Source organism: Paenibacillus sp. J22P218 (genome assembly GCF_056269195.1).
Genome location: NZ_JBWDNL010000006.1, coordinates 1 through 15,508, shown reverse-complemented (window position 1 = coordinate 15,508; position 15,508 = coordinate 1). Strand labels below are relative to the sequence as shown.

Sequence of the window (15,508 nt, the reverse complement as noted above, 5' to 3'; positions counted from 1 at the left end):
CGTCTTCATTTATAATCTTCTTGCAAGATAAGCGAAATCATAGGAAGAAGGAGGAAATACAAAATGAAACGCGATATTCAAAAACTAATAGCTCAAATGACGTTGGAGGAAAAGGCGGGGATGTGCTCCGGACTCGATTTTTGGCATCTGAAGGGTGTTGAACGGCTCGGTATTCCTTCTATTATGGTGACAGACGGTCCGCATGGGTTGCGTAAGCAAAAAGGCGACTCCGATCACTTGGGTGTATTTAATAGCGTTCCCGCCACTTGTTTTCCTTCCGCGGCAGGACTTGCCGGCTCGTGGGATCGGGAGCTGATCAAGCAAGTTGGCGTTGCTCTAGGCGAAGAATGCCAGGCGGAGGATGTTGCCGTTCTGCTCGGACCTGGTGCGAATATAAAACGTTCTCCGCTTAACGGACGCAACTTCGAATATTTTTCGGAGGACCCGTATCTCTCCTCTGAAATGGCGACCGCTCATATCGGTGGCGTGCAAAGCCAAGGCGTCGGCACCTCTCTGAAGCATTTTGCCGTCAACAACCAGGAGCATCGCCGGATGTCGGTAGATGCGGTCGTCGATGAGCGTACGCTGCGAGAAATTTATTTGGCAAGCTTCGAGGGTGCCGTCAAGAAAGGTCAGCCATGGACCGTAATGAGCTCTTACAACAAAGTGAACGGAACGTATGCATCGGAGAATGAACGTTTGCTTACTCATATATTAAAGGACGAATGGGGTCATGAAGGGTTCGTCGTATCCGATTGGGGCGCCGTCGACAAACGCGTGAATGCGCTTGCTGCAGGCCTTGAGCTGGAGATGCCGGCAAACAATGGCTATAGCGATAAGGAAGTCGTCGAAGCGGTAAACAGCGGGAAGCTTTCGGTGGAGACGCTTGATCATGCGGTCGAAAGGCTGCTTCGGATTATTTTCATGAGCGTTGACCATAAGAAAGAGAATGCCTCCTATGACCAAGACGAGCATCACCAGCTGGCTCGTCAAGTGGCGCGTGAAAGTATGGTGCTGCTTAAGAATGAGAGATTGCTGCTTCCGTTAAGAAAAGGGATGAAGGTCGCTGTCATTGGCCCGTTTGCCGAGAAAGCGAGATATCAAGGCGGAGGAAGCTCGCACATCGTACCTACAAGGATGGATGTGCCGCTGGAGGAGATCAAGCAGCTCGCCGGCGACTCCTCATCGATCCTGTACGCGAAAGGGTTCAGTATTGAAGGCGATCTAGAGGATGATGTGCTGACGGAAGAAGCGAAGTGGGCTGCAAGCGAAGCGGATGTCGCCATTATCTTCGCCGGGCTTCCGGATCGGTACGAGTCCGAAGGTTATGACAGAAGCCATATGCGGCTGCCCGACAATCAGAATCGTATCATCGAAGCGGTTGCGAGCGTGCAAAGCCGCGTCGTCGTTGTTCTGATGAACGGATCCCCCGTCGAGATGCCATGGGAAAACGATGTTACTAGTATTCTTGAAGCGTATTTGGGCGGGCAAGCGGTGGGAGGAGCTATTGCAGATATTCTGTATGGCATCGCCAATCCAAGCGGCAAGCTGGCAGAAACATTCCCGATGAAGGTAAGCGACAATCCGTCGTATTTATTTTTCCCGGGATCGGGTGATCGTGTGGAGTATCGGGAGGGTCTGTATGTTGGTTATCGGTACTATGATGCGAAGCAGATGAAGCCTTTGTTCCCGTTCGGACATGGACTGAGCTACACGACATTCGATTATTCGAATCTGACGATTGACCGCAAGGAAATCAGCGATACGGAAACGGTAAACGTTCAAGTTACGGTTACGAATACGGGACTTCGCGCAGGAAAAGAAATCGTACAGCTCTATGTCAGGGATGTAGCGAGCACGATAGATCGCCCTGATAAGGAGCTGAAGGGCTTCGCCAAGCTAGAGCTTCAGCCAGGGGAACAGAAGACGGTTGCGTTCGAGCTCGATAAACGCTCATTCGCGTATTACAACGTGGAGTTGAAGAATTGGCATGTGGAAAGCGGACAGTTCGCGGTATTGATTGGCCGTTCGTCGGAAGATATCGTGCTCAGCGATACGCTGATTGTCACATCGACCGTCGAATTACAAGCGACGTACCACCGGAACTCGCTGCTTGGCGACTTGCTGAACAACCCGAGAACAGCGCCGATGGTCGGACCGATGCTTCAGCAGATGCAGAGCATGATGCCGCTAGGCGAAGATGCCGAAGAGCATGGTGCCGAGATGATGAAGGCGATGATGAACGATTTGCCCCTTCGTAATTTGGTGTCGTTCAGTCAAGGCGCGTTTACGGATGCGATGCTTTCCGACCTGCTTGATCAATTGAATCAATCATAGTTCGCCTATGTTCATAAAACCGATTCCTGTGGGAGTCGGTTTTATTTCGAGTGAACTTGTAATTGCTTCCTGAACCTATTATTCTATCGTCAGAGATACATAGACTAGAATTACTCAAATCAGGAGGATAAAAATATGAGGAAATGCGATATGGATTTGCCGGAGCCGAATATATTGAAGGAACGTATGCGCAGGCTAGCAGCGCTTGATCTGATATTATGCGAGGAAGATTGGTTGTGCGTTCATCAATACATGCCTGATTGGGCAGATGGCGTAGAGGTTGGAAAAATCGACAATGGGGCCGGCGACGATTTGTTTGTTGTTTTTGCGCAAGGAGGTGTCATTGTGAAGGGCTTTGATCATGAATCTCCCTATAGTCCACATGCGCAGGATGAGTATGGAGTATGGCCAGGCATGTATGAGCAGGTTCCTGAAGCTTTGCTTCCATACGTACAGGATGAAGCGCTAAGCACGGAGGACGTAACGTTTTGCTATTGGCGCATTCAAGGCGACGAGCACTGGTATAGCGGCGAATATGAGCGACCCGAGGGATTGGACGACGGCTCGGATTTTTTGCTTGGCTACTTGAACGATACAGCGGATAGCTATGCCGAGTGGGCGAATAGTTATTTTGAGGTTGAGGTGGACTTGCCGGCGGTGAGGCAACTTATCGAGGATGGAAGGACCTCTGCGGCAAACATAGCGAGACTTAACCCGGAGCGGAACATCGAGGATGTTCTCGGACAACTGATTAAATTAGGCGTGACCATTGAATAGGAAGGTGCCTAATCGCTTTAATAGCGATTAGGCACCTTTTATGATTTATAGAAACTTTCGGCTCGTCTTCTTCCCATCGCAGCTGAACACGATCTTCTTATCCTCCACGAACGTTTCCAAATGCACGTTTTTGCCCCACAGCTGCACAACATAGGGAAGCGTACGCTCCACATACTTAAGGTCCAGCTCCGTGCCTTCATAGTTGTGGCTCAGATACAGCTCGCCGACGCGATTGAAGTCGCCGTCCTTGACGTAGAGGCTCGGAAAGCCGCCGTTTACTTTCGAATATACGAGCTGCTCGCGAATGTTCTCCCACGATTTATCGGTAATTTTCCACTCCGGTCCTTTTTTCTCGAAAATGTACAGGTCGAGGTCGTCGACTAGCTCCTTGGTCAAGTAATTGCGCAAGAAGGAGATGTCGGAATCGAACTCTCGCACCTCGAAAATTTTGTCCCGTCCTTTGCCCGGCACGCGGCCGAAGCGCGCCATTTCTTCCTTCGTCGGCTTATCCCAGCGGCGCTCGATATCCTCGAAAATTTTCAATCCTAAGTAATAAGGATTGAGGCTATGACGAGAAGGAACGACGACGGACGAATTAAGCTTGGCAAATTCGATCGTCTCGTCGCTCGTCAGATCGAGCTCGCGGATAATGCGCTGATGCCAATACGAAGCCCAGCCTTCGTTCATAATCTTAGTCTCGATCTGCGGCCAGAAGTACAGCATCTCGTCACGCAGCATTGTCATGATATCGCGCTGCCAGTCCTCCAGAATCGGCGAGTATTCTTCAATGAACCAGACGATATCCTTCTCCGGCTCCGGAGGGAAACGCTTGACATCGGAGGCTTTCGCCGCCGCTTCGCGTTCGGCGATAAGTTCGGGATCTAGATTCCATAGATCGTCATAGGACGATACGTATTCGTTACCGCTCGTACGCTCTTTTTCTTTCTGATTCATCTCGATATACCGCTTCTTATCAAGCTGATAGGGCTTAATAAGCGTCGGATCGACATGCTCCTGAATAGCGAGAATCGCATCGATGAATTTTTCGACCGCTTCCGTGCCGTAATCCATCTCGTATTGGCTAATGCGCTCGGCCGTAGCGGACATGCTCTCGACCATGTTGCGGTTGGACACGCCGAAGCGGGCGTTGTTTTTGAAAAAATCGCAATGAGCAAGAACGTGGGCGACGATCAGCTTATTCTGAATGAGCGAGTTGCCCTCGAGAAGGAAGGCATAACAAGGATTGGAGTTAATGACGAGTTCGTATATTTTGCTGAGGCCGAAGTCGTATTGCATTTTCATCTTATTGAACGTTTTGCCGAAGCTCCAATGCGAGAACCTTGTCGGCATGCCGTAAGCGCCGAACGTATAAATAATGTCCGCCGGACATATTTCGTAACGCATCGGGTAAAAATCGAGTCCAAAGCCTTGCGCGATCTCGGTTATCTCATCGATGGAACGCTCCAATGCGCGTATCTCATCCTGGTTCATCCGTCATCCCTCCGCATTCGAAAATACGATTCATACCATATGTATGTCATTTGGATTTTTAATATGCGGATCTCTTAACTAGGCACTTCTGCAATGTCTGCGAGATGAAGAAGCGGCTTCGCCGTCTAGAAGGACAAGTTTGAGGCGTGCTAAGATTGATGGAAGAAGAAAAGAACCGCAAGGATGTCGTCACTCAGCTGTCGGCAGTACGCAACGCGGCAGACAAAGCGAGATGCTAGTGAAGAGCCGTTAAAAAAAGTTAGAATCAAAATAAAGAACCTGCAAGAGGAATGTCCTTCCGCTGCGATCATCGCAGCCGTCGCTTCCATCTTACAGGTTCTTTTCGTTTTGTTTGATGCCGTACATCGCTTGGTCAGCGTCGCTGATAAGCTCCTTTAAGCTGGAACCAAGACCGTAGTTCGCGCTGATGCCAATGCTCGCGGATACTTGAATGGTATGGTCCCGAATAAGGAACGGCTCCTTGATCGAGTCTCTGATCTTGCCGGCTACGAATTCGATGTCATTGTTGTCCACAAGATGCTGGAAGCAGATGAGGAATTCGTCGCCTCCGTAACGGACGAGAACATCGCTCTTGCGCACACCCTGCTTTAGTCGGGCAGCAATCTCGAGCAGCAGCAGGTCGCCGACGTCATGACCGTAGGTATCGTTCACGTCCTTGAAGTCATCAATGTCGATGAACATTACGCTGAACTGCTTGTCCGCTCCGTTCTGATAGAGATGGCTTAGGTAGCGCCGGTTATACAGTCCTGTCAGACTGTCGGTAACGCTAGCATTCTCTAACTCAATGACATAGCCAAGGATAGCGGCCAAAGACTTCACGAGGGAGAGCTGCTGCTCATTCAGCTCGATCGGCTCGCTCCCTAGCAAGCAGATCGCACCAACCGCGTCATTGCTGCTTGTCTTGACGGCAACGCCAACCATAGAGCGCTGGGCAAGCTGCGCCGCTGCGGGGAGTCCAGCCAGTCTGGAATCATCAGACATATCGTTAATCGTAAGATGGGGGGCGTTATGGCTATGATCAATGATGAGCTTGCAGAGCGGTGTCAGTAAAGATTGCGGTATCGGATCCGAATCATCGCTGCGATTGAACGCTTTCAGGATGCGATTGGTAGCTATATCGGATGTTGCGATTAGGATCATGTTCACTTGAAGGAAATGCTTTAATGTGTCTAAGATATGTTCGGCTGCATCTTCTAGTGAGCGGTCGTAACTGCTCATGTTCTCAACTCCTGCCGTAGTGTTGAAACAAGGGAATTCCCTTCTTATTCCATAGTAGTCGAAAAGACATATATACTCAAGGCTGAATTCACATTTCATTGGGGATTTTGCACTATGTTTTTTGGTATAAATAGTAAGCGTATTGATGAGGTTGGAAAAACAATGCACAATACTTGTTGGATAAATGAAAACATTAATTCAAATACCATTAAAATTAATACTTGAATTAATTCTCATCTTATTGTTAAATGAATTTATGAAAGGGTTATCATCGCGTAATCTAATTAATTCTTTTATTAACATTAACTAAAATGAGGTGTAAACGGATGGCAAGCAACAAGGCAACGATGATCGTAGACAAGGATTTTATTGTCGGGGAAGTAGATAAGCGTATTTATGGTTCATTCATTGAACATTTGGGACGCGCTGTATATGGCGGCATTTATGAAGCGGATCATCCGACGGCGGATGAGCAAGGCTTCCGTTCGGACGTTATTGAACTCGTGAGAGGCCTTGATGTACCGATCGTTCGTTATCCTGGCGGCAACTTTGTATCCGGATACAACTGGGAAGATGGCGTTGGCCCGCTCGATCAACGTCCAAGAAGACTTGAGCTGGCATGGAGAACGATTGAACCGAACTGGATCGGCTTTAACGAATTTATGGATTGGTGCAAAAAGGTCGGTACGGATGCAATGATGGCCGTCAACCTCGGTACGCGCGGCATTGACGAAGCGCGCAACCTAATCGAATATTCGAACCACAAATCCGGCTCGTATTGGAGCGATCTTCGCATCTCGCACGGCTACAAGGATCCGCATAACGTGAAGACTTGGTGCCTCGGCAATGAAATGGACGGCCCTTGGCAGATCGGCCATAAGACGGCTTATGAATATGGACGGCTGGCGAATGAGACCGGCAAAGCCATGCGCTGGGTTGACCCGACGATTGAGCTCGTTGCTTGCGGCAGCTCCTATAACGGAATGCCGACTTACCCTGAATGGGAAGCAACTGTACTGGATCTTTCGTATGATACGGTTGACTATATTTCGATTCACCAATATTATGGCAACAGGGATAAAGATTCGCAAAACTTCCTTGCGCTCTCACTGGGCATGGATGAATATATCGATACGGTAATTGCTACTTGTGATTACATCAAATCGAAGAAACGCAGCAAGAAAAAAATTAATCTTTCGTTCGACGAGTGGAATGTATGGTATCATTCCAACGAGCAGGACAGCAAGATCGATCCATGGTCGATTGCCCCTCCGCAGCTTGAAGACATATACAACCACGAGGATGCGCTGCTTGTCGGCTGTATGCTGATCAGCATGCTGAAGCGTGCTGACCGCGTGAAGATGGCGTGCCTTGCCCAATTAGTTAACGTTATCGCTCCGATCATGACGGAGAACGGCGGCGCGGCATGGAAGCAAACGATCTATTATCCATATATGCATGCCAGCATCTTCGGCCGCGGAACGGTACTTGTGCCGCTCGTGAAGTCGCCGAAGCATGATACGAAGCAGTATACGGATGTTCCTTACTTGGAATCCGTTGCCGTGCATAATGAAGAGAAGAACGAAGTAACCATATTCGCGGTTAACCGTCATCTGTCCGAGTCGCTCTCCTTCGAGATCGATCTGCGCAGCTTCGGCGCTTTCCAGCTCATCGAGCATATCGTGCTCGAAAATGATGACCTGAAAGCATCCAATACGGCTGCGAATCCGGACAACGTGAAGCCGCATACGGCGGGTAACGCTACGATTACGGACAACGGCAAGATCGAAGCGCAGCTTGCCAAAGCTTCGTGGAACGTGATCCGCATTAAGTTGTAATCGCAAGCACGATTGGCTTCAAAAGTTGCATATGGGGTGTCCCAAGCTGCAATTGCGGCTTATGGGATGCCCCTCTGTTGTCAGAACCGGGAGCTGCGCAAAGACGCAGCTAAAGGTTCGTGCGTAGCGACAGCCGTTTACGCTTGTATAATGGAAGAAGGAGGCGATCCAAACAAATGATTCATGCAAATACCGATTCGGAATGGCTTCCATTATATGAAGCGTTAGCGAGCCAAGTGCGCTTATCTATCATTAATCTGTTGTCCGGCAAGCCGATGAACGTGAAAGAGCTTGCCGAATCGCTCGGACTAAGCAGCGCCATCGTAACGATGCACGTGAAGAAGCTGGAGAAGGCGGGGCTAGTCCATACGAAAATGGTCCGAAAGGATGGCGGCACGCACAAAATTTGTTCGCTTGCCGAAAGAACGATTGCGATCGAGCTGCCTCATCCGATCCCCGATGTGAAGAAAATGCATGAGATTAGCGTGCCCGTCGGACATTATACGCAGTTCGAGGTACATCCGACCTGCGGTATCGCTACAGTTGACAAGACGATCGGTCAATATGACGATCCGCGCTTCTTCCTCGAGCCGGAGCGCATGAACGCAGGCATTCTTTGGTTCGGCAAAGGCTTTGTCGAGTATAAGGTGCCGAATTATTTGCTGCCGGGTCAGAAGCCGTTGGCGCTTGAGATTGTGCTTGAGATCGGGTCGGAAGCTCCTGGCATTAATGAGAACTATCCTTCCGACATCTACTTTGAATTGAACGGCAAAGACATGGGCACTTGGACAAGCCCCGGCGATTACGGTGACGTTAGAGGGCGATATACGCCATCGTGGTGGCTGGACAGCGTGAATCAATACGGGCTGCTCAAGGTGATTCGCATTCAGGAGGACGGCACGTTAATAGACGGCCAGCATATGTCCGATATGTCGATTGGAGAAATTGGCCTTGACCGTAACTTTTGGACGTTCAGCATAGGAGTGAAGGATGAAGCTGCTCATGTCGGCGGTCTAACCTTGTACGGCAAAGGCTTCGGCAATTACAATCAAGATATTTTGTTCCGTGTATTCTATGAGGACGCCCGCAGCAACTAAGGCGGCATTGTGACGGATAATAGAAGCTCCTATTCGCGTTGACGGGTAGGAGTTTTCCTCGTTGCGTGATTTTTATAAATGCCAATTCGCGCATAAATCGATATAATAGGAAGAGCAGCATGAAAGCGGGAGGTGCAGGAATGCGTACAATGTTCTCTTTTTTGCAAAAGTATAAGGCAGCGACAGCTGTGGCGCTCTTGCTTATGTTGACGGAGCTTATGGTCGAGTTAATCCAGCCGTTCATTATATCCAAAATTATAGATAAAGGCATTGGCAACGATAATATGACAGTCGTTCTTCAGTGGGGCGGGGTACTGGTTGGATGCTCGGTCATTGCTTTCGGCGTCGGTATTGTTAGCTCGTTTTATGCGTCCCATGTCAGCCAAAGCTTCGGCTTTGACGTGAGAGAGCGGTTATACGAGAAAGTGCAATCGTTTTCTTTTGCGAATTTCAATCGTTTTCCGGAGTCCTCGCTTATTACGCGGTTAACGAATGATGTGATGCAGCTTCAAAATACGGTGTTCATGGGACTGCGGATCATGCTTCGCGCACCTCTGCTCGTTATCGGCAGTGTAGTGATGGCATTCATCGTTCATCCGAAACTGGCGTTGTTCCTCGCGGCAGGCATACCGTTTCTTGGTGTATTTCTCGTATGGGTGTTGCAAAGGGGTGAGAAGCTGTTTCGCTCCGTGCAGCAGCAGCTTGACGGGGTAAACGGCGTGATGCAGCAAAATTTAAGCGGCATGCGGCTCATACGCGTGTTCGTTCGCATGAAGCATGAAGCGACCAGATTCGCCTCCTCGAGCGAGCGGCTAATGGAGAAGACAGTCGCTGCGATGAGGCTAACCGAGACGACGATGCCGATTATATTGCTCGTTATGAATACATGCGTGTTGACTGTACTGTGGTTCGGACGTTTCGAGCTGGACCGAAGCGGAGCGAGCGTCGGCGAGGTTGTCGCAATCGTCAACTATGCGATGCGGACGACGGGCGCGTTGTCGATTCTCTCGATGATTATTGTGAACTTCTCTCGCGCCAGGGCATCGGCTCAGCGCGTGGAAGAGGTGCTGATGACCGACATCGATCTGCTCGATACGGAAGAAAGCGATAGGGAGGCAAGGCTTAGAGCGGGAGACGTGTCGTTCGAAGGGGTTTCCTTCCGCTACCCGGATACGGGCGAGCATGTATTGGAAGCGATTACGTTCGAAGCGAAGGCAGGCGATACAGTAGCGATTATGGGTGCGACCGGTTCCGGCAAAACGTCGCTCATGCAGCTCATTCCGAGGCTGTACGATTTGGATGAAGGCATTATTCGTCTAGATGGCATCGATAATCGGCAGCTGAAGCTAGCCCAGCTTCGCGGTCAGATCGGATATGTGCCGCAAGATATTATGCTGTTTACCGGTACGGTTGCCGACAATATTCGCTGGGGCAAGGAAGATGCCACCCAGGAAGAAATTGAACAGGCGGCTAAGCTGGCACAAATTCACGACACCATCATGAAGCTGCCTTTGCAATATGAGACTATCGTGGGCCAGAAGGGCGTTAACTTGTCCGGTGGGCAGAAGCAGCGGCTTACGATTGCCCGCGCGCTTGTGCGGCAGCCGGTCATTCTGCTTCTTGACGATAGTACGAGTGCGCTCGATGTGCAGACGGAAGCGAGGCTTCTCGCTGCTCTTAAGCAGATGCATTGCACAACGTTCCTTATCACGCAAAAAATAAGCACAACGATAGGCGCCGACACGGTATTGCTGCTTGATGACGGCAGGCTTCTCGCTCAAGGCACGCATGAGCAGTTATTGAATGGTTCTAATCTGTACCGGCGAATCTTTGAGTCGCAGTTCGGGAAGGAGGGCGTGTCCAATGCTTAACCAATTGAAGCGGCCATTCCAATACGAACGATCCGAACGAGTAGCTGAGGATAGGACCGGAACCGTAGACAAGGCGGAAGCGCCGAAGAAGAAGCCGCGTGCCCGTAACGCCTCACTCACGCTGAAGCGAATGGGCGGCTATCTGATGCAATATAAAGGCCGATTATCGGCTGTTGTGGCAATGGTCGTGCTAAGCTCGGCTTTATCGCTGCTTGGCCCGTATTTGGCGGGGAAGGCCGTTGACCGATTCCTTATCGATCGCGACAGCGGGTTTATCACATTCCTCGCACTTATGGCAGTGGTATACGGCATGCATTCCTTAACGATGTGGCTGCAAAGCATATGGATGATTACGATTTCGCAGAAGACCGTCTACCAGATGCGTGTTCTGTTGTTCAATCAACTGCATCGTTTGCCGATTCCTTATTTCGCGAAGCGTCAACAAGGCGAACTGATGAGCCGCGTGACGAATGACATCGAGAATGTCAGCTCTTCGCTCAACAGTTCGGTTATTCAATTGCTGTCCAGCGTATTGCTGCTCATTGGAACGGTATCCGTCATGCTGTCACTTAGCCCGCTGCTTACGCTGCTGACTTTCCTTATCGTTCCGCTAATGGTGTACGGAATGAAGTGGATCACGAATCAGACGAGCAAGCTGTTCAAGTCGCAGCAGCGCAATCTTGGCGATCTCAATGGTTATATAGAAGAAACGCTCTCCGGTCAGCGTATCGTCAAGGCGTTCTCACAGGAGCAGAACGTCATATCCTCCTTCCGCATCCGCAATGAACGGATACGGGTGTCTGGCTTCTGGGCTCAGACGATTTCAGGCTTCATTCCGAAGCTGATGAACGCGCTCAACAATCTAAGTTTTGCTATCGTTGCCGGCGTTGGAGCGATTCTCGCCCTGCAAGGCTCGATTTCGGTGGGCGTCATTATTATTTTCGCCGAATATGCGAGGCAGTTCACAAGACCGCTTAACGATTTGGCTAACCAATGGAACACGCTGCTGTCGGCCATTGCGGGCGCGGAGCGGGTGTTCGACGTACTCGACGAGGAAGAAGAGTGCGAGGACGAAGGCGAAGCAGCCGTCCTCGACATTGTGAAGGGCGACATCTCTTTCGAACGTGTATCGTTCTCCTATGGAGAGGGAGCTCAGACACTTAGAGAGGTGAGCTTCAAAGCTTCGCCAGGAGAGACGATTGCGTTAGTTGGTCCGACCGGAGCCGGCAAAACAACGTTAATTCAGCTGCTGTGCCGATTCTATGAACCGAGCGGTGGCCGAATTATGATCGACGGCCGCGATGCAGGCAGCTGTACGCGCGAGAGCCTGCGCTCGCATATGGCGTTCGTGCTGCAGGATCCGTTTTTATTCGAGGGAACGGTGCGCGACAATATTCGTTACGGAAGGCTGGACGCAACCGACGAGGAGATTGAACAGGCAGCGAAGCTTGCTAACGCGCATTCTTTCATTACAAGACTTCGCGGCGGCTACGATGCACTGCTTAAGCTCGATGGCAGCGGGATAAGCCAAGGTCAAAAGCAGTTACTCGCCATTGCTAGAGCTATACTGGCCGATCCGTCTATACTCGTGCTTGATGAAGCGACAAGCAGCATCGATACCGTTACGGAAATCAAAATTCAAGAAGCGCTGCAGCGCCTTATGCAAGGACGCACCAGCTTCGTGATTGCCCATCGTCTGAATACGATCCAGCAAGCCGACAAAATCGTCGTGCTGCAGGATGGCGCTTTGACTGAGATCGGATCCCATGACGAACTGCTAGCCAATAAAGGGTTCTATAGCAAGCTCGTAAGCGGACAACTGGACAGCACCGTATTAAGCGGCGCTCATTCCTAGCTTTAACTTGGCCTTCTGTTCTCGCCTATTAAACTCCAAATCAGCATACGTACAATCGATAGAGATGCGCTTGCCATACTATGGCGTAGCAGCTGAATATTGCAGGACGTGAGCTAGAGTAGGGAGGAATAGGAGAGAGTGGCCGAACGAGACGACCATATCAAGTGGCATAGTTACAATGTTACGAAGGAGCTGTACAATCGCAGATTTGGACATATGAGCGGCGTCATATGGATAACCGGGCTATCAGGCTCTGGCAAGTCTTCAATCGCGAACGAACTGAATACGATGCTTTATGAGCGCCATATTTATAGCATCGTGCTGGACGGCGACAATTTGAGGACAGGGCTCAACAACGATTTAGGCTTCAGCGCCAAGGATCGAAGCGAAAATGTGCGCCGTACGGCCGAAGTAGCGAAGCTGCTCGTCCAGGCTGGCGCACTCGTCATTGTTGCGCTCGTATCCCCGATAAGAGCGGATCGTGATATGGCAAAATCGATGTTCGAGGAAGGCGAGTTCGTCGAGGTGTACGCGGATTGCCCGCTTGCTGTATGCGAGCAACGCGACCCGAAGGGACTATATAGAAAAGCGAGAGCGAATGAGATTGCTCATTTTACGGGTATTTCCTCACCCTATGAGCCCCCTAGCAATCCCGATATCCGTCTCAGCTCTGACTTATTGTCGGTCAAGCAGGCTGCGGGAACTATTATGTATTACTTATTCGAAAATACGAGTGTTTGAACGAGAGCTAGCATTTGTTCATATACCCGATTCCGATATACTTGACTTAACCGCCTATATGGCGGTTTTTTGCATGAAAGGACGGCTCTTGCCTTTTTTTCGTTTAAGTATTGTCGATTAAGAATGAAACTTCACGATGATTTCCAAGTATAACAGTGTAAGAAGAAAGAAGTGATTGGAGAGAGGGTTTCATAAGGAGGCGACGTCATGACAACAATAGAATGTTTGGAATGCGGAAGAAGCAATGAGGTAGATACGGACAAGGTGCTGACTGAAGGCTGCGCGTATTGCGGCAGCAAACTGGTTGAAGAAGCGGTACCTTATGAGGTATCGACGACCGAGCTCGAAGAGACGCTTCAAGGAGAGGCGACGGGGACGGTTTCGCCTAGTGAGGTTGACGTGAATAAGTGGGTCGGCAAAATCGGCGATCACGATAAGCAGGTCAAATACGTAGAGGAAGGCTTCTGGGCGAAGGTGAAGCGACATGCGGCTAAAGTGCCTTTTGCCAAGGAGGTCGTCACACTGTATTATTGCTCGGTCGATCCGAAGACGCCGTTATCGGCTAAGGTGACGGCGATAGGCGCGCTTGCCTATTGGATCATGCCTATCGATCTTATTCCCGACTTCATTCCTGTTGCGGGTTTCGTAGACGATGCTACCGCAGTATTGATTGCCTATAAGGCGATCAGCGGTCAGATAACCGACGAGCATCGGGAGAAGGCGGAGCAGTTTTTTGTCCTTAGCAAAAATGTTAAGCTAATCGACCGTACCGCTAAATAAATAGAAGGCTGCCGACAAGCTGGACGTAATTTAGTCCTTGTCGGCAGCCTTCTTCTATTCCATGATGGGTTAGAACAAGCTCCAGTCAAAATGCTGCGACATCTTCTGAAGCAAGTCCACGCCAGCGATGCTGTTTCCTTTGCGATTAAGCGACGGGCCGACGAGCCCGATGCCGTATTTCCCGGGCACGATGGTCAGAATGCCGCCTGACACGCCGCTCTTCGCAGGCAGCCCGACTTGAATCGCGAATTCGCCGGATGCATTGTACATGCCGCATGTCGTCATGAACGTTTTGGCGATTTGAACGTAACGCCGCGGAATCAACTGTTTTCCTGTTCGCGGATTTACGCCGTCGCTTGCTAACACGAGTGCCATGCTCGCCAAGTCGGCACAGGTTACGCTGATTGAACAATGCCGGAAGTAAACGTCAAGCACATCCTCTACTTCGCCATTAAGCACACCGTTATCCTTCAGCAGATACGCCATGGATCGATTCAAGTTAGCCGTCTCCGATTCGGAGCGGTATACGTCATAGTCGTAATCGAGCGTTTCGTTGCCGGCTAGCATTCGGAAGAAATGAAGCACGCGGGCAGACTTGTCTAGTGAATGTTCTCCTGCAATTAATGACGATATAGCGATTGCTCCTGCGTTGATAAGCGGGTTGAATGGGATTCCGGGCTGTACGAGCTCGAGCTTAAGCATTGAGTTGAAGTTGTCTCCTGTAGGCTCCATGCCTACTTTGCTGAATACCGCCTCTTCGCCGTTATCGAGAAGCGCCAAGATGAGCGTGAATACTTTGGAGATGCTCTGCATGGTAAATGATAGACCGCAATCGCCAGCCGATATAGATCGGCCTTGTCCATCAAGGATATGAATGCCAAGTGCTTCTATAGGAGCCTTGGATAGCTCAGGGATATAGGAGGCCACCATGCCTTCCGTGCCATGCCGGCGACTTTCCTCTACCCATTGGGGCAGCTTGATGCTAAGCTGATCGAATTCCTCTGATGTCATTGCCCGTGTCCTCCTTATTAACGATACGAATTAGTATATGCGAACCTATTCGACAGCCGTTTAATGTTTTCCTACTATATAGTTGTTAAAACCAGTATTGACTGGCATGGATCAAATCGTATAAAATTCCGTTTGTGGCAAAAAGTTAAAATAGGCTGTGAACATTGCATTTAGAAGGCTGTTTTAACGAATATCATAATCTTTTTAAAAAAGTTTATAAAAAAGCTTGACCAAGTTATATAGGCCATGGTATATTCTAATTCCGGCCGAGAGAAACACACGCCGGACACGAAAGAAAAGATTGTTCTTTGAAAACTGAACAACGAGCGAAACTGCCAGTTATTGAAGCTTCGGCTTCTGACTAAAGCAATACAAAGTAATGAGCAAGTCGAACTACCTTTATGGAGAGTTTGATCCTGGCTCAGGACGAACGCTGGCGGCGTGCCTAATACATGCAAGTCGAGCGGAGTT

11 protein-coding genes, 1 rRNA gene and 1 pseudogene are annotated in these 15,508 nt (G+C 49.9%); 10 read left to right on the top strand and 3 right to left on the bottom strand.

The window, feature by feature from the left end; translation table 11 throughout:
- Positions 1-63: 63 nt before the first annotated feature.
- Positions 64-2,337 (top strand): beta-glucosidase, encoded by a 2,274-nt coding sequence (locus AC0YN0_RS23710; RefSeq protein WP_475823498.1) that lies wholly within the window; start codon positions 64-66, stop codon positions 2,335-2,337.
- Between the two features lie 135 nt (positions 2,338-2,472).
- Positions 2,473-3,114, top strand: coding sequence for a hypothetical protein (locus AC0YN0_RS23705; RefSeq protein ID WP_475823497.1), 642 nt, complete (start codon positions 2,473-2,475; stop codon positions 3,112-3,114).
- Positions 3,115-3,159: 45 nt separating this feature from the next.
- Here the strand turns inward: AC0YN0_RS23705 and AC0YN0_RS23700 are convergent, their stop codons facing one another.
- Positions 3,160-4,605 (bottom strand): SpoVR family protein, encoded by a 1,446-nt coding sequence (locus AC0YN0_RS23700; protein WP_475823496.1) that lies wholly within the window; start codon positions 4,603-4,605, stop codon positions 3,160-3,162.
- A gap of 104 nt (positions 4,606-4,709) precedes the next feature.
- Between AC0YN0_RS23700 and AC0YN0_RS23695 the strand changes: the two are divergent.
- Positions 4,710-4,835 (top strand): annotated as a pseudogene (locus AC0YN0_RS23695) (metal-sensing transcriptional repressor); the annotation flags it as partial.
- Positions 4,836-4,935: 100 nt separating this feature from the next.
- On the opposite strand, the gene AC0YN0_RS23690 reads toward AC0YN0_RS23695, so the two are convergent.
- Positions 4,936-5,844 carry a sensor domain-containing diguanylate cyclase gene (locus tag AC0YN0_RS23690; protein WP_475823495.1) on the bottom strand — a complete coding sequence of 303 codons (909 nt, stop codon included), beginning with the start codon at positions 5,842-5,844 and terminating at the stop codon, positions 4,936-4,938.
- Between the two features lie 326 nt (positions 5,845-6,170).
- Between AC0YN0_RS23690 and arfA the strand changes: the two genes are divergently transcribed.
- The 6 genes from arfA (at position 6,171) to AC0YN0_RS23660 (ending at position 14,026) form a co-directional block, all read left to right on the top strand.
- Positions 6,171-7,682 carry an arabinosylfuranosidase ArfA gene (arfA, locus tag AC0YN0_RS23685; protein WP_475823494.1) on the top strand — a complete coding sequence of 504 codons (1,512 nt, stop codon included), beginning with the start codon at positions 6,171-6,173 and terminating at the stop codon, positions 7,680-7,682.
- 176 nt (positions 7,683-7,858) lie between these two features.
- Positions 7,859-8,779 carry an ArsR/SmtB family transcription factor gene (locus AC0YN0_RS23680; RefSeq protein ID WP_475823493.1) on the top strand — a complete coding sequence of 307 codons (921 nt, stop codon included), beginning with the start codon at positions 7,859-7,861 and terminating at the stop codon, positions 8,777-8,779.
- Positions 8,780-8,919: 140 nt separating this feature from the next.
- The gene (locus AC0YN0_RS23675; protein ID WP_475823492.1) at positions 8,920-10,650 is read left to right on the top strand and encodes an ABC transporter ATP-binding protein; all 1,731 of its coding nucleotides are present in this window, start codon (positions 8,920-8,922) and stop codon (positions 10,648-10,650) included.
- A complete protein-coding gene (locus tag AC0YN0_RS23670) occupies positions 10,643-12,505 on the top strand; it encodes an ABC transporter ATP-binding protein (protein ID WP_475823491.1) in 1,863 nt (620 codons plus the stop codon). Before AC0YN0_RS23675 ends, AC0YN0_RS23670 begins: the two co-directional genes overlap by 8 nt.
- Positions 12,506-12,643: 138 nt before the next feature.
- The gene (cysC, locus tag AC0YN0_RS23665; protein ID WP_475823490.1) at positions 12,644-13,246 is read left to right on the top strand and encodes an adenylyl-sulfate kinase; all 603 of its coding nucleotides are present in this window, start codon (positions 12,644-12,646) and stop codon (positions 13,244-13,246) included.
- Positions 13,247-13,453: 207 nt separating this feature from the next.
- A complete protein-coding gene (locus AC0YN0_RS23660; protein WP_475823489.1) occupies positions 13,454-14,026 on the top strand; it encodes a YkvA family protein in 573 nt (190 codons plus the stop codon).
- A 69-nt stretch (positions 14,027-14,095) separates the two neighbouring features.
- Here the strand turns inward: AC0YN0_RS23660 and glsA are convergent, their stop codons facing one another.
- Positions 14,096-15,037, bottom strand: a complete 942-nt coding sequence (gene glsA, locus AC0YN0_RS23655; protein ID WP_475823488.1) for a glutaminase A — start codon at positions 15,035-15,037, stop codon at positions 14,096-14,098.
- A 398-nt stretch (positions 15,038-15,435) separates the two neighbouring features.
- Here glsA and AC0YN0_RS23650 point away from each other — a divergent pair.
- Positions 15,436-15,508: ribosomal RNA gene (locus AC0YN0_RS23650) — 16S ribosomal RNA — on the top strand; the annotation flags it as partial.

Coding starts and splice junctions, on each gene's coding strand:
- AC0YN0_RS23710 (WP_475823498.1), top strand. CDS start 64: ATGAAACGCGATATTCAAAAACTAATAGCTCAAATGACGTTGGAGGAA.
- AC0YN0_RS23705 (WP_475823497.1), top strand. CDS start 2,473: ATGAGGAAATGCGATATGGATTTGCCGGAGCCGAATATATTGAAGGAA.
- AC0YN0_RS23700 (WP_475823496.1), bottom strand. CDS start 4,605: ATGAACCAGGATGAGATACGCGCATTGGAGCGTTCCATCGATGAGATA.
- AC0YN0_RS23690 (WP_475823495.1), bottom strand. CDS start 5,844: ATGAGCAGTTACGACCGCTCACTAGAAGATGCAGCCGAACATATCTTA.
- arfA (WP_475823494.1), top strand. CDS start 6,171: ATGGCAAGCAACAAGGCAACGATGATCGTAGACAAGGATTTTATTGTC.
- AC0YN0_RS23680 (WP_475823493.1), top strand. CDS start 7,859: ATGATTCATGCAAATACCGATTCGGAATGGCTTCCATTATATGAAGCG.
- AC0YN0_RS23675 (WP_475823492.1), top strand. CDS start 8,920: ATGCGTACAATGTTCTCTTTTTTGCAAAAGTATAAGGCAGCGACAGCT.
- AC0YN0_RS23670 (WP_475823491.1), top strand. CDS start 10,643: ATGCTTAACCAATTGAAGCGGCCATTCCAATACGAACGATCCGAACGA.
- AC0YN0_RS23660 (WP_475823489.1), top strand. CDS start 13,454: ATGACAACAATAGAATGTTTGGAATGCGGAAGAAGCAATGAGGTAGAT.
- glsA (WP_475823488.1), bottom strand. CDS start 15,037: ATGACATCAGAGGAATTCGATCAGCTTAGCATCAAGCTGCCCCAATGG.